This window comes from Acinetobacter sp. CAU_H_S139_7, from assembly GCF_058599305.1.
In genome coordinates, this window is the sequence record NZ_CM178651.1 from 1,423,468 (window position 1) to 1,448,238 (window position 24,771).

At 40.1% G+C, this 24,771-nt stretch carries 24 protein-coding genes and 1 pseudogene; 13 read left to right on the top strand and 12 right to left on the bottom strand.

Annotated features, from left to right (window positions below; translation table 11 throughout):
- Positions 1-8: 8 nt before the first annotated feature.
- A complete protein-coding gene (locus tag AC4MC0_RS07005; RefSeq protein ID WP_491887507.1) occupies positions 9-707 on the bottom strand; it encodes a hypothetical protein in 699 nt (232 codons plus the stop codon).
- Positions 708-804: 97 nt separating this feature from the next.
- Between AC4MC0_RS07005 and AC4MC0_RS07010 the strand changes: the two genes are divergently transcribed.
- The 4 genes from AC4MC0_RS07010 to AC4MC0_RS07025 all read left to right on the top strand — a co-directional run bounded on the left by AC4MC0_RS07010 (position 805) and on the right by AC4MC0_RS07025 (position 4,427).
- The gene (locus AC4MC0_RS07010; RefSeq protein WP_491887416.1) at positions 805-1,158 is read left to right on the top strand and encodes a hypothetical protein; all 354 of its coding nucleotides are present in this window, start codon (positions 805-807) and stop codon (positions 1,156-1,158) included.
- Positions 1,155-2,315 carry a DUF2515 family protein gene (locus AC4MC0_RS07015; RefSeq protein WP_491887508.1) on the top strand — a complete coding sequence of 387 codons (1,161 nt, stop codon included), beginning with the start codon at positions 1,155-1,157 and terminating at the stop codon, positions 2,313-2,315. The genes AC4MC0_RS07010 and AC4MC0_RS07015 overlap by 4 nt, the downstream gene beginning before the upstream one ends.
- A complete protein-coding gene (locus AC4MC0_RS07020) occupies positions 2,299-3,204 on the top strand; it encodes a hypothetical protein (protein ID WP_171253485.1) in 906 nt (301 codons plus the stop codon). Before AC4MC0_RS07015 ends, AC4MC0_RS07020 begins: the two co-directional genes overlap by 17 nt.
- A gap of 290 nt (positions 3,205-3,494) precedes the next feature.
- Entirely contained in the window at positions 3,495-4,427 is a 933-nt protein-coding gene (locus tag AC4MC0_RS07025; protein ID WP_114392660.1) for an IS5 family transposase, read from the top strand.
- On the opposite strand, the gene AC4MC0_RS07030 is transcribed toward AC4MC0_RS07025, so the two are convergent.
- Positions 4,395-4,703, bottom strand: a complete 309-nt coding sequence (locus AC4MC0_RS07030; protein ID WP_491887417.1) for a hypothetical protein — start codon at positions 4,701-4,703, stop codon at positions 4,395-4,397. The two genes, AC4MC0_RS07025 and AC4MC0_RS07030, sit on opposite strands and share 33 nt — an antisense overlap.
- Positions 4,690-6,327: pseudogene (locus AC4MC0_RS07035) on the bottom strand (tyrosine-type recombinase/integrase). The gene AC4MC0_RS07030 and the pseudogene AC4MC0_RS07035 overlap by 14 nt, the downstream one beginning before the upstream one ends.
- Positions 6,328-6,489: 162 nt before the next feature.
- Here AC4MC0_RS07035 and dusB point away from each other — a divergent pair.
- A complete protein-coding gene (gene dusB / locus AC4MC0_RS07040; RefSeq protein ID WP_491887509.1) occupies positions 6,490-7,467 on the top strand; it encodes a tRNA dihydrouridine synthase DusB in 978 nt (325 codons plus the stop codon).
- A gap of 40 nt (positions 7,468-7,507) precedes the next feature.
- Here the strand turns inward: dusB and AC4MC0_RS07045 are convergent, their stop codons facing one another.
- Positions 7,508-8,560 (bottom strand): NAD(P)H-dependent flavin oxidoreductase, encoded by a 1,053-nt coding sequence (locus AC4MC0_RS07045; protein ID WP_279683650.1) that lies wholly within the window; start codon positions 8,558-8,560, stop codon positions 7,508-7,510.
- A 206-nt stretch (positions 8,561-8,766) separates the two neighbouring features.
- Here AC4MC0_RS07045 and AC4MC0_RS07050 point away from each other — a divergent pair, with 206 nt between their 5' ends.
- Entirely contained in the window at positions 8,767-10,026 is a 1,260-nt protein-coding gene (locus AC4MC0_RS07050; RefSeq protein ID WP_004980147.1) for a putative DNA modification/repair radical SAM protein, read from the top strand.
- Between the two features lies 1 nt (position 10,027).
- Positions 10,028-10,804, top strand: a complete 777-nt coding sequence (locus AC4MC0_RS07055) for a TIGR03915 family putative DNA repair protein (RefSeq protein WP_114837840.1) — start codon at positions 10,028-10,030, stop codon at positions 10,802-10,804.
- A gap of 287 nt (positions 10,805-11,091) precedes the next feature.
- Here the strand turns inward: AC4MC0_RS07055 and AC4MC0_RS07060 are convergent, their stop codons facing one another.
- From AC4MC0_RS07060 to ahpF, 3 genes are all read right to left on the bottom strand, one after another.
- Entirely contained in the window at positions 11,092-11,790 is a 699-nt protein-coding gene (locus tag AC4MC0_RS07060; protein ID WP_062032668.1) for a VIT1/CCC1 transporter family protein, read from the bottom strand.
- Positions 11,791-11,909: 119 nt separating this feature from the next.
- On the bottom strand, positions 11,910-12,251 hold the full coding sequence (locus AC4MC0_RS07065) for a hypothetical protein (RefSeq protein ID WP_279745921.1): 342 nt from the start codon (positions 12,249-12,251) through the stop codon (positions 11,910-11,912).
- A gap of 181 nt (positions 12,252-12,432) precedes the next feature.
- Complete coding sequence (gene ahpF, locus AC4MC0_RS07070; RefSeq protein ID WP_491887418.1) at positions 12,433-13,998, bottom strand: alkyl hydroperoxide reductase subunit F; 1,566 nt, start codon at positions 13,996-13,998, stop codon at positions 12,433-12,435.
- A 238-nt stretch (positions 13,999-14,236) separates the two neighbouring features.
- Between ahpF and AC4MC0_RS07075 the strand changes: the two genes are divergently transcribed.
- Both AC4MC0_RS07075 and AC4MC0_RS07080 read left to right on the top strand, forming a co-directional pair.
- Positions 14,237-14,455, top strand: coding sequence for a DUF1653 domain-containing protein (locus AC4MC0_RS07075; RefSeq protein WP_010326569.1), 219 nt, complete (start codon positions 14,237-14,239; stop codon positions 14,453-14,455).
- Between the two features lie 34 nt (positions 14,456-14,489).
- A complete protein-coding gene (locus AC4MC0_RS07080) occupies positions 14,490-15,095 on the top strand; it encodes an O-methyltransferase (RefSeq protein ID WP_335999908.1) in 606 nt (201 codons plus the stop codon).
- Positions 15,096-15,120: 25 nt separating this feature from the next.
- Here AC4MC0_RS07080 and AC4MC0_RS07085 read toward each other — a convergent pair whose 3' ends face one another.
- Both AC4MC0_RS07085 and AC4MC0_RS07090 read right to left on the bottom strand, forming a co-directional pair.
- Complete coding sequence (locus tag AC4MC0_RS07085; protein ID WP_004980128.1) at positions 15,121-15,324, bottom strand: KTSC domain-containing protein; 204 nt, start codon at positions 15,322-15,324, stop codon at positions 15,121-15,123.
- Positions 15,325-15,464: 140 nt separating this feature from the next.
- Positions 15,465-16,895, bottom strand: coding sequence for a pyridoxal phosphate-dependent aminotransferase (locus AC4MC0_RS07090; protein WP_062032676.1), 1,431 nt, complete (start codon positions 16,893-16,895; stop codon positions 15,465-15,467).
- Positions 16,896-17,122: 227 nt separating this feature from the next.
- On the opposite strand from AC4MC0_RS07090, the gene msrB reads away from it, so the two are divergent.
- From msrB to AC4MC0_RS07110, 4 genes are read left to right on the top strand one after another with little or no spacing between them, the layout of a single operon-like run.
- Positions 17,123-17,542, top strand: a complete 420-nt coding sequence (gene msrB, locus AC4MC0_RS07095) for a peptide-methionine (R)-S-oxide reductase MsrB (RefSeq protein WP_005399615.1) — start codon at positions 17,123-17,125, stop codon at positions 17,540-17,542.
- Complete coding sequence (locus AC4MC0_RS07100; protein WP_004980122.1) at positions 17,539-18,021, top strand: glutathione peroxidase; 483 nt, start codon at positions 17,539-17,541, stop codon at positions 18,019-18,021. Before msrB ends, AC4MC0_RS07100 begins: the two co-directional genes overlap by 4 nt.
- Before the next feature lie 21 nt (positions 18,022-18,042).
- Positions 18,043-18,894: an AraC family transcriptional regulator gene (locus AC4MC0_RS07105; RefSeq protein ID WP_491887510.1), complete on the top strand. Its 852-nt coding sequence runs from the start codon at positions 18,043-18,045 to the stop codon at positions 18,892-18,894.
- A gap of 47 nt (positions 18,895-18,941) precedes the next feature.
- Positions 18,942-19,556: a LysE family translocator gene (locus AC4MC0_RS07110; RefSeq protein ID WP_491887511.1), complete on the top strand. Its 615-nt coding sequence runs from the start codon at positions 18,942-18,944 to the stop codon at positions 19,554-19,556.
- Positions 19,557-19,651: 95 nt separating this feature from the next.
- Here AC4MC0_RS07110 and dapC read toward each other — a convergent pair whose 3' ends face one another.
- Genes dapC through purT form a run of 3 tightly spaced genes read right to left on the bottom strand, consistent with a single transcriptional unit; the run spans position 19,652 to position 24,755 of the window.
- On the bottom strand, positions 19,652-20,821 hold the full coding sequence (gene dapC / locus AC4MC0_RS07115; RefSeq protein ID WP_335999916.1) for a succinyldiaminopimelate transaminase: 1,170 nt from the start codon (positions 20,819-20,821) through the stop codon (positions 19,652-19,654).
- 24 nt (positions 20,822-20,845) lie between these two features.
- The gene (gene glnD / locus AC4MC0_RS07120; RefSeq protein WP_491887419.1) at positions 20,846-23,512 is read right to left on the bottom strand and encodes a [protein-PII] uridylyltransferase; all 2,667 of its coding nucleotides are present in this window, start codon (positions 23,510-23,512) and stop codon (positions 20,846-20,848) included.
- A gap of 28 nt (positions 23,513-23,540) precedes the next feature.
- Positions 23,541-24,755, bottom strand: coding sequence for a formate-dependent phosphoribosylglycinamide formyltransferase (gene purT, locus AC4MC0_RS07125; RefSeq protein WP_491887420.1), 1,215 nt, complete (start codon positions 24,753-24,755; stop codon positions 23,541-23,543).
- Positions 24,756-24,771 lie beyond the last annotated feature (16 nt).

Consider the following 24,771-nt stretch of genomic DNA (forward strand, 5'->3'; position numbering starts at 1 on the left):
CCATTATGTTAAATAGACTCAAAATTAGAAGAAATTTCCTTAAATTCTAGGATTGAATTTTGAGTATTTGGTACATGGCCAATAATGTATTCATTCTTCGCTTGAAAAAAGAAATCAAAGCTCTGACTCATCAGTAAATCTTGCTGGCTTTGCTTTTGGTAAATCGGAGCTAGACGGTTGATATAGTAATTGATCCATTCTGCTTGATTAGAAAATGCTGCGTAGTCCTTTAAATCAGTATAAAGATTCTGGAGATCTGTGGAAATCAATTCAATATTGGGGTCAAACATCCATACCGTGATATCCATCGGTTCAATAGCTGTGAATGTATAAGGTTGTGCGTTATCAAAACGCTCTATCTTATAAAGTTGGGCTCCATTTTCACTATAGCTGCTACAAAGGATTTTGGTATTCTCGACCTGATAATGATACCTCCCTATTTCTAACTCCTTGATTTGTCTTGATATCTCTAAGCATTGAGGTAGTTTGTGAATATTTGAATGAGCTACTTTTTTGAAAAGGGCTATGGAACGATGAATTACAGAGCTTTCCCCTGTCCCAGTAATCACTCCATTATCCCAAGCATGAAGTTTTAATGTATGATGTTCGTTAAAACTGTCTATTTCTTCTTCATTTATGACAACCTCTTTTTTATCTGCCGTAATAACGATGCTATCCTTCAGCTGAAGGGAAATGATGAAAGTCATATCTAAATTAAAAAACATTGAAGTATTCGTTTTTTATATTAAGCCAATTTTGAGCTTAATTTCTTTGATTAACTAATTAAATAATATAGGTCAACTTATGGCGGGCGGTTCGCAAATCATTATTAATAAAAATGGTATTACAGTCATTACGCCAGGAAAGTTTGAGGCAAAAGCTGGACAGCACCTTTTTAAAAGTGGGGCCGAAGTAGGAGTAAATATTAAGGGGCTACCAGCTTACGAGCCTTATAACGAAAAATTTCAAATGTTATTACCTTCTGGTGAGCCATTTAAAAGTGCTGATTATAAAATTTCCAATGGTTCTGATGAACTGACAGCCATAGCGGATAATAAAGGTCGATCTAAACGAATAAACTCTTTACAAGAAGAAAGCTTAAAGCTTGATTTAAATTGGATGAAGTTAGACATTGAACCGAATGAAGGTGATGAATAGTGGGAAGTTTGGATTGGGAAAGTAATACAAATACAACAGAAAATAGTTGTAAATCAGCACAGTGTGATTGTTTAACTTTTTGGGAAGTTCAACAACAAGAAGCTATGATGCGTGTTTCTAATTTACAAGATAAAAGAAAAAATTTATATAAATTAGAACCAGGATACGAGGCTAGGGCAAGACGCATTGCTTCAGTCTATGCCAAAATTTATCTTGAACAAGAAAATCATGGAAAAAAAGATTTAATTGGTCGTTATTATTGGATGGGCTTGGGTGCATTTGCTTCCAAAACAGTGGCTGCCATATTTAAACATGGATTGACAGCATGGGGATATAAATGGATTCCATTAGGTGTAATTCGTGATCCTGTACATACTTTTGCAAAAGGTAACTTATGGTTATTTATGGATATTGCACCGTGGCATTATGCTTGGAGCATGTCTTCAGCATCTTTTCGTCAGTGTAGAGCGCAGCGTAATGTATCAAACTTTACGCATATCAAAGAAGAAGTTAGAAATGTGCCTTGGTCAAGTTGTTTACCGATTATTAAACACTTACAAAGTACGCCTGAAATAACACGAGCTTTTGGGTATTTGCCAAAAATTGAAAATGTATTTAAAAAAAAGAATGAATCAAGACAAAATAGATTTAGATTGTCTAGGAGTAATCTTTTTGATCACCTTCTGGAGATAGCAGTACAAGAGCAAAGAAATATTTTACAAGAGTTGGTATGGAAAGACTGGAAGGTACAAGCTCAAGCAACTGTACAAAGTTTTACACGCTTACCTGATAGTACTTTAGTACTATCGAGCGATTATTTCGTTGAGAGCGTTAAGCCTGTTAGAAAATCGAAAAGTATTTTGCCGAGTTCTTATAATATAAAAAGCATGGAAGAAAGAGAATATCAGGGGCGACATGCAGGTGTACTCGGTAATTTACCCGAAACAGTATACAGTGAACCCTTAGCAAACACTAAAGTCGAAAATTATGATAGCCGTATGGAGTGGATTCAGAAAGCAGCAGAAAAATACCATCGTTTGATGCTTAGTGACAAAGGACGTCAATTCTTGGAAAAAGAGTTGGGGGTTATTGCAGAATGGGGCAAGAGTAAGGCAGATTTTACTGTTGGCAAGGATAGTAATGATGGAAAAATTTAACTATTTCAATTTTGTCCTCGCCTTAACTTTCGGATGGCTACTTTTAGGATGCCAACCAAACACAAAAAATACAGAGAAAAAAGCCATGAATCAACAGCCTTATATTTTACACTTTGGTCAACAAGGTTTTAAAGATTTTGCTCAATATAATGAAGGACAGGTTGATCAACATCCTTCTGGTGCTGGTTTTCGAGAATTAGATTTTACACCACCCAACTTAGGTAAGATTAAAGTTGAAAATGGTGAAAATATTTTAGTCATAGAGCATGTTTTCTCGGTTTTAGGTACGTCTTTTCATAAAGAAGATGGCATTCAAGGCCTTGATATTAATGCAGGATTAAATAAAGAGGAATTTGTTAATCCAGAACAAGCCTACCAAGCCTATGTTGATCTAATGAAACGAATAAATCAGGCAGGGTGGAAAAATTATTTTTATCGTTTTTCTGCACGAATAGCAAAAGAAGACAATATTCGATATTTAATGGAAGGACATGATGTAATTGACCCAAGTTACATCTTCACTTATGACGAATGGCGAAAAATAATTAGTACAACTGGTGGAAACTCGATCGGCTATCGGTTATATGCCAATGGTATCCTTTTGGATCTAAGCATAAAACAAACCCTAAAAACTGAAGACGGTAAAGAGCAATATATAGTTCGTTATGCTTTAAATACAATTCGCTATGATGAAAGAAATTCAATGGATGATTCAGAGAATAATATTGATACTTATAAAATGACATCAAAAGAGTTAGAGCAAGCATTTAAAAATGAGTTGATAAGAAATAAAAAATCAAGAGAAATTGATGAAAAAGAAGCCATGGCACAGGGCTATCATATCAATGAGAACTATATTGATCCTGATGTTTGGCAGTATGTGAAATAATTAAGTTAAGAATTCCTAAAATTAATATAATACACCTCATACGAAATGCGTGAAGCTTTACGTTGGGCATTACTTAAACCAAGGTTGAATGTCACGGTTTGTATGAGGTGTGTGAATTGAGAAAGCCTTTAGGTGAGGGCTTTCGTATAAGCTCAATTATGTTAAATAGATGATCGAAAGGCCAATGAATCTGGTCTTGCCAAATAAATTTTGAAGGATAACTTTGTACAATAAAGGGCTTTGTTGCACAAACCTATCTGTAAAGGGTTTTTCAGCGATATAATTTTCAAATGAAGAAGCCTACACACAAAATCTACCGCACAACCAATTGGCCCGCATATAACCGAGCACTCATGAGTCGCGGAAATATTGCCATTTGGTTTGATCCTGCTACGCAATGGTATGCGCCATCAAAAGGCAAACAAGGGCGAAATCAAACCTACTCCGACGCAGCCATCCAATGCTGCTTAATGATTAAATCCTTATTCCGTCTGTCTTTACGTATGGTCACTGGCTTTGTGCAAAGTCTGATTAAACTTTGCGGATTAAATTGGATAGCTCCAGATTACACCACGCTTTGTAGAAGACAAAAGCATATTGATATTGTAATCAGCTACCAAAAAAGTAGCGATGGGCTGCATCTACTCATGGACTCTACAGGCATGAAGTTTCTAGGTGAGGGCGAATGGAAACGCAAGAAACATGGACCTGAATATCGTCGCCAATGGCGTAAACTTCATATTGGTATAGATGCTAAAACCCTGCAAATACGAGCAGTTCAGCTTACAACCAATAATGTCAGTGATTCACAGGTGCTTGGTGATTTACTTAATCAGATTCCACAAGATGAGCGGATTGACTCTGTTTATACCGATGGAGCTTATGACACCAAGCAATGCCGTCAGGTCATTGCAGATCGGCAAGGGCATGCGGTGATTCCACCTAGAAAAAATGCGAAACAATGGAAAGATACAAAGAGTAGCTCGCTAGAGCGAAATGAATTACTTCGAACAATTAAACGTTTAGGCAGGACACTATGGAAAAAATGGTCAGGCTATCATCGGCGAAGTTTGGTTGAAACTAAGATGCATTGCATCAAATTATTAGGAGATAAACTCAGTGCAAGGAGTTTTGATAGCCAAGTGAATGAGATCCATGCACGTGTAGCAGTCCTTAACAGATTTACGGAATTAGGTCGACCACTTACCCAAGTTACGCCTTAAATTTGGCTCAATTAGGGGCGCTTTGCATTTCAAATCTTTGTGCAACAAAGCCCCTTCGTGATGTGATTTAAATTTAACAATTTGGGCTTTAATTCTCCTATCAAATTCGCTATTTGATGTCTTTTCACCCAACTTATTGTGTGAAATATAATCAATATCAAAATCCTCCCATCCTAAATCATTTTTAGGAAAGTAAAGTGTTTGTTTAGCTTGTGCTAAATTTGATATTGAAAAAAATACGACTAGAATCGTTATGAATTTACTAATCTTGAGCATTATTTCCTCTTGTTGTAGTTGTTTTTTCAATATGGTAATGATCATCAAAATAATAATTATCTGAAATGTCCAGCCATGCATTTAATTCTTGATCAAACTCTAATACACGATTTTTATAAAGTAGAATCACCTTATTTTGCTTAAAGCTAAAATGAGAAGACTCAGCTGGAAGTTCAAACCAATTGACATCGCCATTTTCCACAAACCAATCTTCCCATGCAATTTGAATTTCAGAAATATAGAATTCCTGCTTGTCTGTGTTCCATAAAAAAGGGTGAGGGGTTTGTAATTTTTTTACATGCTTTCGAATAAAAAATTTGCTTTGTTTATGATGCTCAATAAATTGATTAAGCTGAGTGTAAATAAATGTGAAAGGTACTTTAATTTCGCTATTCTGGCTTAAGTCGTGCGCTTCGAATACATCCATCTCTGAAAGATTACGTTGTTTCTTATTCCATTCTCTATAATGATTACCATAGTCAGATTCAGCATTTGCCATAGCTTCAGCAAAATCTAATCTATATTCACCTCGTTTTTTGAGATTCACATACCTTTATAATGTGTTCCAAGACTCATGAAGAGTAATGGTTTGAAGTTTTGGAATAGAAAATCCATCTTCAGCATATCGCGTTGCAGCCTTGTGCCTTAAGTCATGAAAGCGTAACCCCTCAATACCAAGATGAGAGCATGCTCTTGTAAAGTAAGTTGAAACCGTAGCTGTATTTATTGGTACAAGTAATGCTTCACTACGCCCAAGGCCTAACATTCTTAATCTGGTTTCTTTATCCAAGAATTTATTTACTAAATCGATTGCTTTAGTTTCAAGGTGCGCGTACTTATGGTTACCCTCAGACCCTTCGGGGGGGTAGCATCTCGAACCAACCATTGTGTATTGTGACGATCGTAATCAGCTAATCGCAAAGAACAAATTTCATCTTCCTGAAGTCCTGAGTAGATTGCAAACCAAATGATCAGATGCATAGGTACAGATTTAGTTTATGCTTCCAGTTTTTGTAAAAATGCGTTGTTAATGCCTGAAGCTCTTCAAAGGTTGGTAATCGGTCACGAGTCTTAGACTTAGTGACGATTCTTGATTTTCGTAAACCTGTTAGCGCTTTGTCATATTCAACAACGTCTTCTTCTAAAGGCGCACCCCAAACATGTTCAACATGGATCAACACTGCCTTAATATGGCTTAAATCTTTTAATGCTGTGGAAGGAGCAACCCCTTCAGTACCTTTTAAAGGATCACCTTTACGTCGAGTAATTGCAAAATCAGCAAAATCTTGGCGAGTTAATGAATAGATATTTTTCTCTGAAATCTCTAAACTAGCGATGTTATTTAGTGACCATGTTTTTGTTCGAGCAAAATTATCTGCCTCTTCAAGGTATCTCTTAATAAAGTCAGCCAAAGTTGCATGCTTTAACTTCTCTTGAGGATTGAGCATCTTTTTTGGATTCAGCTCTATTTCAGCTTCAGTACGTTTAATCCATTCGTCTGCTAATGATTTTTTGCTAAAAGTTTTTGAGACTTTATAAATAGGGTAGCTTTCTCGTTGCACACGTACTTGAGCACGATAACGTATAGTTCCATCTTTTATTGACGTTTAGTAACCGTACCCATGTGATTTGCACCATAACTTTTAAGCGGTGCAAATAGGAAGCTGCTAGAAGTCAATAAAAAGCGATTCAAAGAAGTTAAACGAGGTTAAAGAAATTGAGTCAAAACAATGTAATTAAAGAATTGTTTGATAAACCAATAGGTAAGAAACTTTGGGTCGCTCCGATGGCAGGCGTAACAGATCGTCCATTTCGCACACTCTGTAAATACTTTGGTGCAGGCCATGCTGTCAGTGAAATGATGACATCAGATCAAACATTACGGATGAGTAAAAAAAGCTTATATCGTGCTAACTTTGATGGTGAATTGGCACCGATTTCAGCACAAATTGCAGGATCAGATCCCAAAGAGTTAGCGGAAGCTGCACGATATCAGGTTTCAAATGGTGCTCAAATTGTGGACATCAATATGGGGTGCCCTGCCAAGAAAGTCTGTAATAAGCTGGCGGGTTCTGCACTTTTAAAAGACGAAGACTTGGTGGCTCGAATTTTGGATGAAGTTGTTGCTGCAGTTGATGTACCTGTAACACTTAAAACGCGTTTGGGTTTTTTGAATGGCCATGAAAATATCTTGCGTGTAGCGAAACGAGCGGAAGAGGCGGGTATTGCTGCGTTAGCATTGCATGGGCGGACCCGTGAAGACATGTATTTGAATACGGCTCGTTATGATTTGATTAAAGAAGTAAAACAGCTGATTCGTATACCAGTGGTTGCCAATGGGGATATTGATAGTCCAGAAAAAGCCAAATACGTGCTCGATTATACTGGTGCAGATGCAATTATGATTGGTCGCGCTGCGCAAGGGCGTCCATGGATTTTTCGTGAAATCGCACATTATTTGGAGACAGGTGAACATTTGACAGCGCCAAGCATTCAAGAAGTAAAAGAAATTCTACTTGGACATCTTGCTGAACTGTACACATTTTACGGGGAATACTCTGGCTGCCGAATTGCACGTAAACATATTGCTTGGTACACCAAAGGTTTACGTTCAAGTAATGAATTTCGCCAGAACATGTACAAAGTGGAAAGTACAACTGAACAATTTAAAGTGGTCGCTGACTACTTTGACCAATTACTCATACATGGTGAAACCATGAATGACGTACAGGTTGAACAGGTCAATTTGTTAGAAACCAAATAAACAAAGCTCCACGTATGGAGCTTTGAGTGAATAATGAGACTTAATAACTGACTTGTTGCATTTCAACCAACAATTGGTTAATTAAGTCAGGTGCTTCCATGGCACGAATTTGCGAAACATTCGTACCTGCCCAAAATGCACCAAAGCCTTGATCGCCTTGTTTACTTGCTGCGGCATGTAATTGTTTTCCAAGATCATAACAGTAGGGATATGCAGCAACAGCAGGGCGGTTCGGTAGATCAATCTGGGTATGCCAGTGACCCAGTAAGCCGCGAGCTGGGCGACCTGAAATACTGGCACTTATTTGTGTGATGTGCTCATGGAAAAGTGCATGACGGTAGGCATCATTGGCATTCGACGTTTTGCATTGTACGAAAGCTGTTCCCAACTGTACCGCACTCGCGCCGAGGCTTAACATCTGCTGAGCCTGTGTACCATTCATAATGCCACCCGCAGCAATAATAGGGCACCGACAGTGCTGCGTCAGAAGTTGTACGAGGTCGATCGTACGTATTGCACTATCAAAATGTTCATTAAAAATCCCGCGGTGTCCACCTGCTTCTATGCCTTGAGCAATAATAAAATCAATCCCTGCTGCTTCAATGGCCCGTGCTTCCGCTAAGTTGGTTGCAGAAACCATGGTTAAAATGCCAGCGTCTTTTAGCGCCTGTATTTGGTGCGGATGCGGAACACCGAAGTGAAAACTGACGGCTTTAGGGCGAGTTTCAAGTACGACATTTAAAAAGTCATCATTGTCCAAAAAGCTAGGATAAATACAGTGCAGTTGCGTGGGTGGTTCTGCATCGTATTGTTCAAAATTAGGTCTTACAAAATCAATCCATGTTTGTGCGATAGCTGGATCAAGTTCGACACTTTGATGACAGAAAAAATTAACTTGAAAAGGTTGTTCGGTCAGTGCTTGGGTTTTTAAAATTTGGCTACGTGCGGTTTCTGCGGTGTTTGCACCTAATCCAAGTGAGCCTAGCCCGCCTTGATTTGAAACCTCCGCCGCAAGCTCTGGTGTAGAAACACCAGCCATCGGTGCAAGGAAGATAGGATGTTTAATTTCAAGACGTTCTAATAATAAAGACATGTACTTGCTCCTTTAACATATAGACACTTTGCCCAAGCACTGCAAAATTGGCAAATAATATTCAGTATTTTCTCGAAAAATATCTAAATCAATCACGTTTATTTTTCGGTTTTTAGCGACAAGCCATGTCGTTGGGTATGTGTATTGGCAATGCTTTTAGTCTGAAATTTTTTATACTTTTATTTTAGATTTTACCGAGGATCGTCATGACCGATCGTATCCGTGAAAAGCTACAGATTCTAGCTGATGCAGCTAAATATGACGTGTCCTGTTCGTCCAGTGGTAGCAATCGTAAAAACAAAAAACAAGGTTTGGGAAATACAGGGAACGGTATCTGTCATAGTTATACAGAAGATGGTCGTTGTGTTTCATTACTTAAAATTCTATTTTCAAATGTCTGTATTTTTGATTGTTCCTACTGTGTTTCTAGACGCTCTAACGATGTCAAGCGAGCCGCTTTTACTGTACAAGAAGTGGTGGATTTAACCATCAACTTTTACCGCCGCAATTATATTGAAGGTTTATTTCTCAGTTCAGGTATTTTTAAATCAGCTGATTTCACTATGGAGCGAATGCTACAAGTGGTGAAAAAGTTACGCCTTGAAGAAAATTTTAATGGTTATATTCACCTAAAAACGATACCAGGTGCCTCCCAAGAAATTATTACCGAGGCGGGCTTATATGTAGACCGCATGAGTATTAACTTGGAAATGCCAACGGAAGTTGGTTTAAAACAGTTTGCACCTGAGAAATCACATGCAGAAGTACAAAAGGACTTAGGCATTGTACGCGATCGCTTAATTCAGTTGACGGATGAGCGGCGTGTGATTCAGCATGTACCGAAGTTTGTACCAGCGGGACAAACCACTCAGATGGTGGTGGGCGCACATCAAGAAACAGACAAAGATATTATTTTAATGGCAGATCATCATTACAAAGTGTATCAGCTCAAACGGGTGTATTTTTCAGGCTATATCCCAATCAATGAACAGGAAAAAATGCTTCCTGTTGTGGGTTCTGCTCCGCCATTATTAAGAGAAAATCGGCTGTACCAGTCGGATTGGCTCATGCGTTTCTATGGTTTTGATGCGCAGGAAATCGTGAATGATCAGCATCCGAATTTAGATTTGGACATCGACCCGAAGCTAAGTTGGGCATTACGTAACCCTGAGCATTTTCCTGTTGATATTCAACATGCAGATTATCGTATGATTTTACGTGTCCCGGGTATAGGTGTTCAATCGGCTAAAAAAATTGTGCAAGCTCGTCGTTTTGGGCAGATTCATATCGATCAACTAAAGCATATGGGCATTGCTTACAATCGGGCACAGTATTTTATTCGCTGTGCAGATACGCCAAAGTTTAAAAAAGAACAACAAGCGAACCAGATTCGGCAGCACATTTTGCAATCGGGGCAATCCAAATATCAAAAACAGCTTTCGCCTCAACTGGGCTTCGGTTTTTAGTATGTCGATATATCGCTTTGATCGAACCATGACTGGACTACTGAGTTGTGTATATAGAAGCTTTCAGTTTAAAGATTTTGACGTCAAGCTTTCATCTAACAATTCCCAAGCCAGCTTGTTTGATGAGTGTATTGAGGTTGCTTCAAATGACGAACACGCAGAGCGAGTTTGGCGCGGGTTAAAGCAAAAAATTACGGCTGAGAGTCTACGATCTTTTTATTATTGCTTTCTGTCTGAGCAGGAACAGGTACATCAACATCTTTTTAATTTCTGTAGCTATGTATTTAAAAATACACATGCGGTAGATCGTAACTATGCGCATGCGGATGTATTGGCTGTTTCGCAGTGGGCCAAACAAGTGGGCAGGGAAAAGCATCGTATGGAAGCTTTTGTCCGCTTTAAAAAATGTCAGGATGGATTGTTTTTAAGTCTGGTACAGCCGGATTTTAATGTTTTACCGCTGATAGAACGGCATTTTAGAAACCGATATCAAGATCAAAGATGGTTGATTTATGATGAAAAAAGGAATTTCGGACTTTATTATGATTTGACAGCCGTCCATCAGGTGGAAATGGATGTGGATCAAATTGATCTTGCACACAAAGTCGGACGCAGTCAGTCCTTTAGTGTTGAATTAGATGATGATGAGCTGCTGTATGACCAGTTATGGAAAGATTATTTTAAAAGTATCAACATCGAGGCAAGAGCAAATATCAAACTACATGTGCAATATGTTCCTAAACGCTACTGGCGTTATATGAATGAAAAAACAATCTAGCGAGATGTAAGTAAGGCATTGACTCATCATTTTCTATGATGTTTTGGGCTGTTATGGGAAGGAGAACAGACGTTAAGCAATTCATGCTAATTAAAAAATAAGCTGTTGCACCTGTAGAATGGAACTTCAGTCATCAGTAATAGTGCATCTGAGTAGTGGCTCAGAGAAAAATGTGCAAGCTTAAAGTTGATGATAAATGATGCTGTAAATAGTAAAAAGCCCATTCAATCCATGGACTTTTTACTATTTAAATAGGTAGATTGTTAACGCTTATCCTGTTGTTAACGTTAAACATGCACATTAAATAGGGAACCAATCCAACTGGCAAACAGCATCGCGAAAATCCCCCATAGCGTCACGCGAAATGCACCTGTCCACATGGAAGTCCCAGAAAAGTAACTTGATAAAGCGCCTAAACCGAACAACGATAGTACCCCTGTAAGAGCAACTGACTGAGTCAGATAACCTTGAGGGCTTAATAGAATGGCCAGCATGGGAAACAGAGCACCTAGTGAAAAGGCGAGGGCAGAAGAACCCGCAGCTTCAAGTGGCTTGGCACTGGTATTTTCATGGATGCCTATTTCATCACGGGCATGTGCAGACAGTGCATCATGTGCGCTGAGTTGCACTGCGACTTCATGCGCCAGTTCAGGCTCTAGTCCACGTTGTATATAAATTTGAGTCAGTTCTTTGAGTTCTAAGTGCGGGTTTTTATCCAGTTCTCTGGCTTCATGTTTTAAGTCGGCTTCTTCAATATCTGATTGTGACTTCACCGAAATATACTCACCCGCAGCCATAGAGCTCGCACCTGAAATAAGCCCTGCAATACACGTGATGAGTAAGGTATGGCTGGTTGCGCCACTGGCTGCCATCCCCATAATCAAACTGGTCACTGAAATGATGCCGTCATTGGCACCCAAGACCGCTGCACGTAGCCAACCAGTACGATGAATTAAATGAGGTTCAACATGGTGAGAATAGGACATGACGATAGATCATCCTCAAATTTTAAAGTTATGATTTATTTAATAATGCATGTTTCATCTACTATAACACAGCCCATAAAAAAGCCTCCGAGTGGGAGGCTTTTTTAAGCTTAGAAATATTATTGCGCTTTTTCTTTTACATCAGCAGCGCCTTGTTCTACTGCACCAGCAACATGAGCTGTTGCTTCTTTAGAGGCATTTTTAACATCTTCAGCAGCAGCTTCTGTTTTCGCAGCAGCTTCGTCAGCGGCAGCGCCAATTTTTGCAGATGCTTTATCTGCAGCTTTTTGAGTGTCAGATACGGCTTCACTCGTCGCGCTATTAATATCATGACCTGCTTGTTCAGCAGCATTTTCAAGGTGTTCACCTGTCGTTGCACCTGTTTCAGGTGCTTTTTCTTTTGAACAACCCACTAAAACAACAGCAGCAGCAAGACCTAAAGCAATAAGTAATTTATTCATTTTCATATCCTTTTCGTTTTATACCCAAAAGTAGGGGTTGGGCAAAATATAATCTACTTTGAATGTAAAACAGACTGCATTATTGTTAAAAAAATGTAATTTTTTATAAAAAACAGCGTGATAAAAGGCCTATAATTGACAAGGAGTTATAGGCCCTCAAATGTTTTAACTATAGGCGAGGTTACAGCCCAGAACGAATAATATAATCAAAAGCAGACAGAGCTGCTTTTGCACCTTCACCTGTGGCAATGATGATTTGCTTGTAAGGTACTGTCGTACAGTCACCTGCGGCAAATACACCTTTGACATTGGTTTCGTTGCGATCGTTAATCACAATCTCACCACGGTTTGAAAGCTCAACCGTTGTTTCTTTTAAGAAATCGGTGTTTGGTAATAAACCAATTTGTACAAAGATTCCTGCAAGCTCTACCGTATGTTCTACATCAGTTGCACGGTCTTTATATTTCAATGCTGTCACTTGCTGACCATCACCCACAACTTCAGTCGAGAGTGCATTTAGGATCTCTGTGGTATTAGGTAAGCTATGCAATTTGTCTTGCAACACTTGGTCAGCACGTAATTTGCTATCAAACTCAACCAAATTCACATGTTCAACAATCCCCGCAAGATCAATCGCAGCTTCGACACCTGAGTTACCCCCACCAATTACTGCAACACGTTTGCCTTTAAACAGTGGACCATCACAGTGTGGGCAGTAGGCAACACCACGAGTACGATATTCTGCTTCGCCTGGCACATTCATTTCTCTCCAACGTGCACCTGTTGAAAGAATTACCGTTTTAGATTCAAGCTTCGCACCATTTTCTAAGGTGACTTCAACTAAGCCATTCGCGGTCTCATCTGCACCTTTGATGTGAGAAACACGTTGTAAGTTCATAATGTCCACACCATACTCACGTACATGTGCTTCCATTTCAGCAGCAAACTTCGGCCCTTGGGTCTTTTGAATCGAGGTATAGTTTTCAATGTCCATGGTATCCATGACTTGACCACCCATACGTTCAGCCACAATCCCGGTTTTAATGCCTTTACGCGCAGCATAAATGGCTGAGGTATTTCCCGCAGGACCACCACCAATCACTAAAACATCAAAAGCATCTTTGGCATTGAGTTTTTCAGCTTCTTTGGCAGCGGAATTGGTATCCAGTTTGGCAACAATCTCTTCCAAGGTCATACGGCCTTGACCGATATGGTTATTGTCTTGGAACACCATTGGTACAGCCATGATTTTGCGTTCTTCAACTTCGTCTTGGAAGAATGCCCCATCAATCATGGTGGCTGTCGTACCCGGATTGTAAATAGCAATCAGGTTCAACGCTTGTACGACGTCTGGGCAGTTATGACAGCTTAAAGAGACAAATACGTCAAAGTCAGACTGGATGCCCAAACCTTTGATTGAAGCTAAAACTTCATCCGATACTTTAGGTGCATAACCTGAGGTTTGTAACAATGCCAAAATCAAAGAGGTGAACTCATGTCCCATCGGTAAACCCGCAAAGAACACACGAGGCTCTTCACCGGCTTTTGCCACACCAAAGCTAGGTGCACGTGAGTTTTGACCATCAAAACGTGCAGTCACCAGTGGGGACAGTGCTGCAACCTCTTCAACCAATTCTTTAATTTTGTCTGATTTCTCAGAACCATTCAAAGTCGCAACCAATTCAATCGGAGCTTCAAGGCGTTCAAGAAGTGTTTTTAATTGAGCTGAAGTATTTTGATCTAACATTGTTAAGCTCTCCAAAGCAGTCTATAAATTTATTTGATAGAAGAATCATAGAGTAAACCTAAAAACAGATAAAACAGTTTGTTTTTATTCTAGTAATCGGTTTTATAGATTTTAAGATATTTTCTTCAATCATTTCATAAAGCTATATGGGGGATTTAAATGATTCTTCAAGTGATTTGCAGTTTAAGCCGTATAAATTAGGTATGATCGAGACAGTTAAAAAATAGGGAAGCAAGTGATGCAACTACAGCGTGGTATCTATCAGCATTATAAAGGGCAACTGTATCAAGTTTTACATGTGGCGACGCATAGTGAAACCGAAGAAAAACTGGTGGTTTATCAGTGTTTATATGGTGATTATTCGATTTGGGTACGTCCACTTGTCATGTTTACTGAAACGGTAATGCTAGAAGATGATCGTGAAGTTGAGCGCTTTAAACTGATTCAAGAAGTATAAAAAAAAATAGCAAAGAACTACAAAGGGGAATTTGATGATGCATGCAGAATTTTTGAGTAAAGTATCGGCCTTATATCATCGCTTTCAAGAACATGATAGTGAGCAAACAGATCGTATTGCACGCTTTCGCAATATTGAGCCTGAGTCTGCACAATTTTTGGCGCAACTGGTTCATATTCAGCAGCCTGAGCAGATATTAGAAATAGGTACATCCACAGGTTACTCAACCTTATGGTTAGCTTATGCAGCACAGCAAGTGAATGCTCGATTAACCACTTTGGAAATTGATGCTGACAGAAGTCAACAAGCCGCTAGTCATCTTGCGGATTTCAATTTATCCAATGGCGTTGAGTTTTGGGTCGGTGATGCAGCTAAATATTTGAAGCAGTCGCAAGCCATCTTTGATTTTATATTGCTGGATGCAGAGCGTGATGCTTATATCGACTATTGGCCAGATTTGAAACGATTGATATGTGCTAAGCGTGGCGTTTTGGTGGTTGATAATGTTCTATCGCATGCAGATCAAGTCACGGACTTTATCGCGCTTATTCAGCAGGACGAACAGTTTAGTTTGTCTACACTGGCGATTGGTGCGGGCTTGTTGGTGGTGACGTGCGATCATGAAAAACAATCAGGATAAATCCTGATTGTTTGAGCTTCAAAAATTAATGAATACTTAAGCGCGTAAAGTGCAAATCATATTCTAAATATTTATGAACAAAGGCTGTTTTATTATTACATCGAACTAAGTTGTTATAAATAAATTCAGGCACAGGGTGGTACAGCTCGCCTGAACCATCGGCATAGAAAATTTTTAAATAGCGTGTGGAAGCGTTGTATTTCCAAGATGTTACCGCAATTGTCCCCATAAGCGACTCCCCATCATGTACATGGAATCACAGCAATGTGGCTGCTTAATTTAAACTTATGCCAAACTTAAAAAGTGAAGTATTACAGTTTTGTAAATAAAAAAACCGTACATAAAGTACGGCTTTTTTTAAGTGATCAATTAACGCATTTTCGCAAGGAAACGACCTACTCGGGTAATGGCTTCACGTAGTTCATTTTCAGCAGGTAAGAACACCACACGGAAGTGATCTGGTGTTGGCCAGTTAAAGCCTGTGCCTTGAACCAGAAGTACTTTTTCCGCACGAAGTAGATCAAGCATCAGTTTTTCATCATCCTGAACGGGATAGATTTCTGGGTCCAATTTCGGGAAGCAATACATTGCACCTTCAGGCTTAACACAAGATACACCCGGAATATCATTCAACATTTGCCAAGCAATATTACGCTGTTCGTATAAACGACCGCCTGGACGAATTAAATCATTGATTGACTGGTAGCCGCCTAAAGCAGTTTGAATGGCATACTGTGCTTGGTGGTTGGCACACAAACGCATAGAAGCGAGCATATCTAAACCTTCAATATAGTCGACTGCACGAGACTTATCGCCTGTGATGGCCATCCAGCCTGAACGGTAACCCGCAATACGGTATGCTTTAGATAAGCCATTGAAAGAGATACAGAGTTGGTCACCCGCTAATGCTGCGACAGAAACATGCTCAATACCGTCATAAACGATTTTGTCGTAAATTTCATCTGCAAACAAAATCAAATCATGCTTTTTAGCCAATGCGACAATTTGCTCAAGTACATGACGTGGATAAACTGCACCTGTTGGGTTGTTTGGATTGATAATCACGATACCGCGGGTACGTGGTGTGATTTTACTCTCCATATCAGCAATGTCGGGATACCAAAAGTTTTCTTCATCACATTTATAATGAATAGCTGTACCGCCTGAAAGATTTACCGCAGCCGTCCAAAGGGGATAGTCAGGCATCGGCACGAGCATCTCGTCACCATCATCTAACAAGCCTTGCATGGCCATCACGATTAATTCAGAGACACCATTTCCGATATACACGTCATTAACGTGCATATCTAAAATGCCTTTTTGTTGGTAGTACTGACAGATGGCTTTACGCGCAGGGAAAATCCCTTTTGAGTCGGTATAGCCCACTGCATTTGGCAGGTTTAAAGCTACATCATTAATAATCTCTTGAGGAGCCTCAAAACCAAACGGTGCAGGGTTACCAATATTGAGTTTGATAATCTTATGGCCGGCTTCTTCCATTTCATTGGCCGCTCGTAACACTGGTCCACGGATGTCGTAGCATACATGCTCGAGCTTAGACGATTTTTTTATTTCGCGTGGGGTTTGGAGAGTGTTCGGCATTTTGATGTTCTCGGAAAGAGTGGAGGTCACTTTTGCATAACGGTATAAATAGCTTTTAAATGTTTCAGTTGTCACTAGATCGAGATCATGTTCATCTCTGAGTAAAGCAACAATTTTTTCATGCGTAAAACCCACCTGTTGATATTGTTTAATCACAGGTAGTAGATGTTTAAAAATAACGCTCTTTTTTTGCGACATTTTTTAATCCTGAGCAAGAATGTCAATAAGACTAACATTAAATTTGCTCACAAAAAAGCATTTAAGAAAATAAATTGCTTACCGTTTTTATTAATTGCTTTCTTTTTGCTTTTATTGGAATTATAGGTCTTTTGTAAATTGTGAACTAAACACTAGAAATTTTAAGTTGAATCACGTAAATATAGGATTATCCTATTTTAAATAGCAAGATAGAAAGGGACGTAATCATGGGAAAACTCAATAAAACAGACCGAGAATGGCAAAGAGAGTTATCACCTGACGAATTTCGCATTACGCGACAAAAGGGGACGGAACCAGCCTTTACGGGGAAATATTGGAATACTAAACAAGCCGGCACTTATGTATGCCGTTGCTGTGGTACGCCATTATTTAATTCTGAAAATAAATATGACAGTGGTTGCGGCTGGCCAAGTTTTTATAAGCCACTCAATACGACTGTGATAGAAGAGCATCAAGATACAACACATGGCATGGTGCGTACAGAAATTGTATGTCATCACTGTGATGCTCATTTAGGCCATGTTTTTACAGATGGACCTGAGCCTACAGGTTTACGTTACTGTGTAAACTCGGCTTCATTAGAACTAGAAACACAAGAAAAAAGTGATGAGGATACTTATCCATGACCAACATTTATCAGTTTGAAGCGGAATTGTTAGATGGAAAAAATAAATCCTTTGCTGACTATGAGGGCGAAGTGCTGCTCATCGTCAATACGGCCAGTAAATGTGGTTTTACACCACAATTTGCTGGACTAGAAAAAATTTATGAGCAATATCATGCACAAGGGTTTGAGGTGTTGGGCTTTCCTTGTAATCAGTTTGGGGGGCAAGATCCGGGTAGCAACGAACAAATAGGAACGTATTGTCAGAAAAACTATGGGGTGACTTTTCCCATGTTTTCCAAAGTCGATGTTAAAGGCCCTGAAGCCCACGCCATATTCCGTTATTTAACCAATAACAGCAAAGGGATTCTCGGCAGCGGCATTAAGTGGAATTTTACCAAATTTTTGATTGGTAAAGATGGCAAAGTAATTAATCGTTATGCGCCAACCACCAAGCCTGAAGCGATTCAGGCAGATATTGAAAAAGCATTACAACAATAATCTGTTGATGTGTTGTCAGTGATGAAAGAGCAAGGCGCTTCAGTTGAATTTTGGAGTGATCCGCGCATGCCTTATGTGGAAACACGTCGGGCATGTGCAAGTCGTGCTTGTTATAAAGCTCATAGTCATCCGACATTTTCAATTGGAGCAGTGGATCAAGGCAACAGTATTTTCACTAGCCACTTCGGTGGAACGCAACAAATAGACGCTCGTACTTTGGTATTGGTTCCTGCACATGTAGAACATGCGTGTAATCCTGTTCCAGATCAGGCTTGGAGCTACCAAATGATGCATTTAGATGCACATTGGTTGAATCAGTTATTACAAGAAACTGCACATAAAGATGCTTATCAAGACATACCGCAGTTCAAACCCGTGCTGTATAAACAGCCTAAGATGTATCATGACTTCAGTTGTCTTAACAGTCAATTATTTGATACTGCACTGTCTTATTGGGAAAAAGAACAAAGCTTAATCACAACACTTACTGAGCTTTTATTTCCATATATTCAGCTAGAATTTCTTGCTCCTCAACACTATGCACAGCAAGAGTTTAAGCAGCTTTTATCGATGATTCAGGATGCTGATGTGTTTTTATCATTAGAGCAAATGTCGCAAGAAGTCCAGTTGAGTCGGTATGCCATTATTCGGCTATTTAAATCGTCTTTAGGTATGACGCCGCACGCTTATCAATTGAATTATAAAATTAATGATGCACGTACCTTTTTAAAACAAGGTATGGATATAGCGCAACTGAGTTATACGCTGGGCTTTAGTGACCAAAGTCATTTTCATCGTGTTTTTAAAAATTTAACGGGCACTACGCCTAAGCTCTATCAAAAGCAACATCGCGCAATTTTATCCAAGAGTTGATCTTCATCCATCGTTAGGCTTGTCTCACTTTTAAAGAGAGATAAGTGATGGAGTTTTTTATTGTTATTGCTGTGACGCATTTTGTGGCTTTGCTTTCTCCTGGCCCTGATTTTTTCCTGATTCTGATGACGGCATTAAACAGTGGTCAAAGAAGGGCTCGATATACAGTTTTCGGTATAGTGGCTGGGAATGCTTTTATTCTAGCGCTGATTTTTACTTTACTGGGGTGGCTTGGGCATATTCATGCTTTTGTTCTGATGTTGCTACAAGGATTAGGTGTTGCGTATTTGTTGTATTTGTCTATGCAGTGTTTCCGCTATAAGCATCATGAAAATGTTGAAGTTCAAGCGCATGACTCCACGCCTCATCAAAATAGAATTCTATGTTTTACTCAAGGTTTACAGTCAAGTTTGCTGAATCCTAAAAATATGATGTTCTATAGTAGTTTGATATTGCTGGTTTATGCAAAATTTGATTTTTATACTTTGCTTTTAATGAGTCTCTGGATGGTGACTGTGGTTCTGATATGGAATCTGTTGGTGCTTAAGTTATTGAGTTGGAAGTGCTGGAATCATTTTTTAACTCAGCGCCTCAATTGGCTTTATAAGATGTCAGGGACTTGTTTTCTTGGGTTTGCAATCATGCTCATGGTATCTGGATGATTAAAAATAAGGGACATAGATTAGGCCTCTTATTTTTTAGAATTGATTAAAAGAAAACCTCCGTTATGGGAGGTTTTCTTTTTAGATGAGCTTATTTATAAAATTGCTTTAAGGCGAGCAATGACTTGTTCACACTGTGCAAGATCTGCAACTAGCGCAAGACGTACATGGTTTTCGCCTGGGTTACCTTGCTCAGTATCGCGTGACAAATAACGTCCAGGAAGCACTTTGACATGTGCTTTTTCCATGAGCATTTTTGCAAAAGTTTCGTCATTATCTACTTTCAACCAGTAGTAAAAGCCCGCATCTGGTTTTTGTAAGGGCAGTACATGGCCCAATTCCTTTTGAAATAAATCAAATTTTGCACGATATTGCACACGATTTTCTTCAACATGCGCTTCGTCATCCCATGCCGCTATCGAAGCCAGTTGGTGCTGTACAGGCATCGCTGCACCATGGTAGGTACGGTATTGTAAATAAGGCTTGAGTAAAGCTGTATCACCAGCGACAAAGCCAGAACGCATACCCGGTAAGTTTGAGCGTTTAGACAATGAGTGGAATACGACACAGTTTTTGTAGTCGTCTCGACCTATTTCAGCACAAACTTCGAGTAGGCCCACAGGTGCAGTATCAAACCAAAGCTCTGAATAGCATTCATCCGATGCAATGACAAAACCATATTGGTCTGAAAGTGCGATTAATTTTTTGAATTGTTCTTTTGATAACACCGCACCAGTTGGATTGCCCGGTGTACAGACAAATAACAGAGCTGTTTTCTCCCAGACTTCAGCAGGCACAGCATCAAAGTCACCGAGATAACCATTTTCTTCGGTGCAATTTACAAAATACGGTTTTGCCCCAGCAAGTAAAGCGGCACCTTCATAAATTTGGTAGAACGGATTAGGCATAACCACATAAGGCGCGTTTTCACGATTCACTAATGCTTGAACAAAAGAAAAGATTGCTTCACGAGTGCCAGAAACAGGCAATATATTGTTTTCTGCACTAATCTGATTGAGCCGAAAACGACGGGTTAGCCAGTTTGCAATACTGGTGCGTAACTCGGGTACACCTTTACTGTTTGGGTAGGTCGATAAATGCTGAAAATTATCGATAATGGCTTGTTTCACAAACTCGGGTGCAGGATGCTTAGGCTCACCAATCGAGAGTGGAATGAGGGGTAAGTCTGCGGGAGTAATATCCTGAAATAGTTTATTCAACTTTTCAAAAGGATAAGGATGTAAAAGGGATAAACTCGAGTTCATGAAACAAAATACCAGTGTGTATTGTTAATGTTGACCACAGACCTGACTAGAGGCTTCATCTAAGGCTGATTTTAGTTGTGCAGCAAAAGTTTCAGCTTCAGTTTCGGTCATGGGTTGACCATCTTTTTTGGTGACAAAGAAAATATCTTCGGCACGCTCACCTAGGGTGGCAATTTTAGCAGAGTGAATATCTAGACCTTGCATCATAAACAGCCCGCCCACTTTGGCAAGTAAACCAGGATGGTCAAGTGTTGCAATTTCAACCATGTTTTGTTGCAGTGCTTCATTCAGCGTAATATCAACGGTGTTTTCTATGTCGAAATGGCGTAGCTGACGTGGAATGCGACGTTGCATGAGCCCTGGATATTTATCTGAATTGGCTAAGGCATCTTTTAACGCTGACAGCACTTTGGCTTCACGTTCAGGGTCGGTTAGCAGCGTACCAAAACGGTCAAGAACGACATAAGTGTCTAAGCTAAATGCTTTGGTCGCGGTAATAATACGCGCATCTTGTACGTCCAAATTCATACGATCGAGAATAGCAACCGTTGTTGCAAACAGATTGGGCTGATCTTGGGTATAAATAAAGATTTGTACCGCATCTTGAGCAAATTTACGCTGTGCACGCATCAAAACCAGCGGTTCAGGGTTGTCACCGTGCTGTAAAATAGCACGTGTGTGCCAAGCAATTTCATCAGCAGATTCTTTGAGGAAATACTCATCCCCCAGTTCTTGCCAGACTTTTTCGACATCATCTAGTGCAAACTCTTCGACCAGTTGTTCGCTGGCAGAAAACTTAGTGTCCTCGATGAGCATTTGATAGTCCACAGGACGGCCTAAACCTGAGCGAATCACGTCACGTGCATGGGTATAGAGCTGACGCATGAGAGATGCGCGCCACGTATTCCAAAGTGAAGGATTGGTTGCATTGATATCCGAAACTGTCAACGTATATAGATAATCGAGATGTTCCATGTCGCCCATTTTCTCAGCAAAAGCTTTAACCACATCGGGGTCAGAAATGTCTTTCTTTTGAGAAGTGACAGACATGAGTAAATGGTTTTGGATGAGCCATGCTACGAGATTGCATTCACGTTCGGTAAAACCATGACTACGACAGAATTCGATCGCATCGGTTGCACCTAGCTCACTATGGTCTCCGCCACGGCCTTTAGCAATATCATGGAAAATGGCAGCCAAATAGACAATGTCCCGACGTGCTAGACGTTGGAACACCGAACTGACGACAGGGAAGTCTTTGGCAAACTCAGGCTCTTTGAAACGGTTTAAGTTGCGCAGTAATAATAAAGTATGTGCATCAACGGTATAGATATGGAACAAGTCATACTGCATCAACCCCATAATCTGCCCAAACGCAGGAATATAGTTGCCTAAAACGCCATAACGTTTCATTGCCACCATGGTTTCGTATAAGCGATGCGGCGAGCGAATGATGGCCATAAACAGGGCTTGATGCGCTGGATTATCTCTGTATTTTTGGTCAATGCGTTTAGCCGCCAAAATTAACAGCCGTAGCGTACGCGCGCGAATGCCTGTAATTTCAGGTCGATTAGCCAATATATAGAAAATTTCTAAAATAGCACTTGGGTTTTCAGAGAAAATCTTATGGTTTTGAACTGCTAGTTTGCCGTCAACCAGTTTAAAATTTTCATTGATTTCTTCAATGTTACGCTCATAGTTCGGTAGGCGTGGGGTAATCACAGATTCATTGAAATAAGCCAACAGCATTTCATTCAGCGTGGTGACTTGTTGAGCGCTTCGATAATAACGTTTCATGAATTGTTCAATTGGGTAATTCGGTGATTTACCTTCTTCACGCACATAGCCAAACTTTGCGGCAATGTCACGTTGATAGTCGAACAGTAAACGGTTTTCATCACGTTTAGTGAGGCGGTGTAGGTGATGACGAATTTCCCAGAGGAAGCTTTCGGCTTCTTCTAATACACCTAACTCAAACTCCGAAATGAAGCCTAAATGCACCAAGTCATAAATACGGTTGACGCGGAAATGCCGTTTAGCAATCCAACCAACTTGGTTAATGTCCCGAATGCCACCCGGCGCATTTTTAATATCGGGTTCTAGATTACTTTCCGTAAAGTTATGCTGTGCATAGCGTTTGGCCTGTTCTTCCATTTTTGCATCATAGAAGGTTTTGTCTGTCCATGTTTGTGAAACAATGCGTCGTGGCCATTTGGCTAAGTGTTCATTGCCTGTAATTAAACGGGACTCAATGAGGGCAGTAGCAACAGTTAAGTCGGAGGTTGCTTGTTCAACACAGTTGGCAATGGTACGTACACTAATGCCGGGCTTGAAATTGCCGACATCCCAAAGTGAGGAAATAAAGACAGAAATGAGCTTTTCTTGTTCTTCGCTAAACTCATCCTCAGACAAAATCATGATGTCTACATCTGAGTAAGGTAGCATCTCTCGGCGACCGTAACCACCGACAGCAAATAAACTTAAGTCTGTCTGATCGAGTTTTGCATATTTCCATAGGAAAATAAGCGCTTCATCGGTCATATTTGAACGCGTTAAAATGACATCGCGGATGGATTGGCCATGATCAAAACTTTCTTGTAATTGATTTTCGACATCACTACGCCATTGATTAATCGCTTTGATGTCGTGATTGCTGCTGACATAGTTAAGCAGTGGAGAAGTATTGATCATGAACCGTATCCGTATATTTTAACAACGCTTAATTTTGATGAACGCTAACCAGTCCAGCAGCTTGTACTGCTAGTTCACGCGCTTGGTCAGTTGTTTCAGCACGTGCTGTCGCAACGCCCATACGGCGACGTGTAAAGCCTTCTGGTTTTCCAAAAATGCGCAAATCAGTATTTGGGTTTGCCAAAGCAAGATTTAAGCCAGAAAAAGATAAGTTATTATCATCTACGCCTGCATAGATCACGGCACTCGCAGCAACGCTATGACGTGCTGTATTGACAGGCAGACCCAAAATCGCACGTGCATGTAGTTCAAATTCACTTTGGAACTGAGAGGCAAGCGTCACAAGACCTGTGTCATGTGGGCGTGGTGATACTTCACTAAACCACACTTTATCGCCTTTGACAAAGAGTTCTACACCGAAAATACCACAGCCACCCAATGCGATGGTGACTTTATTGGCAATACGCTTTGCTTCGTCGAGGGCCACTGGCGACATGGCTTGAGGCTGCCAGCTTTCCACATAGTCGCCCGCGTCTTGGCGGTGACCAATTGGGTCGCAGTACGAAGTTTCAATTTCACCTGTTTCTGGGTTTTTTGAACGTACTGTTAATAGCGTAATTTCAAAATCAAAATCAATTTGAGATTCTACAATGACAGTCCCTTGATTTACACGACCACCTGTTTGAGCATATTCCCACGCAGCATCTACTTCTGAGAATTCTTTTACGCGGGATTGACCTTTACCAGAAGAGGACATGACTGGTTTAACAAAGTTTGGATAACCAATGTCATCACATGCAGCACGGAAAGATTCTAAAGTATCTGCAAAACGGTAAGCCGATGTCGGTAAGCCCAGTTCTTCCGCAGCTAAACGACGGATGCCTTCACGGTTCATGGTTAAATTGACCGCTTTTGCAGAGGGGATGACTGTGGCAATATTTTCTTGTTCGATTTCAACCAATACTTGTGTCGCAATGGCTTCAATTTCAGGGATAATTAAATTCGGCTTAACGTCCTGAATGAGTTGTTTAAGCGCAGTCGCATCTGCCATATTTAAGGTATAGGCATAGTGTGCCACTTGCATTGCAGGAGCATGATCGTAACGGTCAGCAGCATGAACTTCTACACCTAAACGTTGTAAAGAAATCACAACTTCTTTCCCAAGCTCTCCAGAACCTAATAGCAGAACTTTAAATGCTGAAGGCTGAAGTGGAGTACCAATAGTAACGCTCATGTAAATCATCCATGCTTGATTTTAT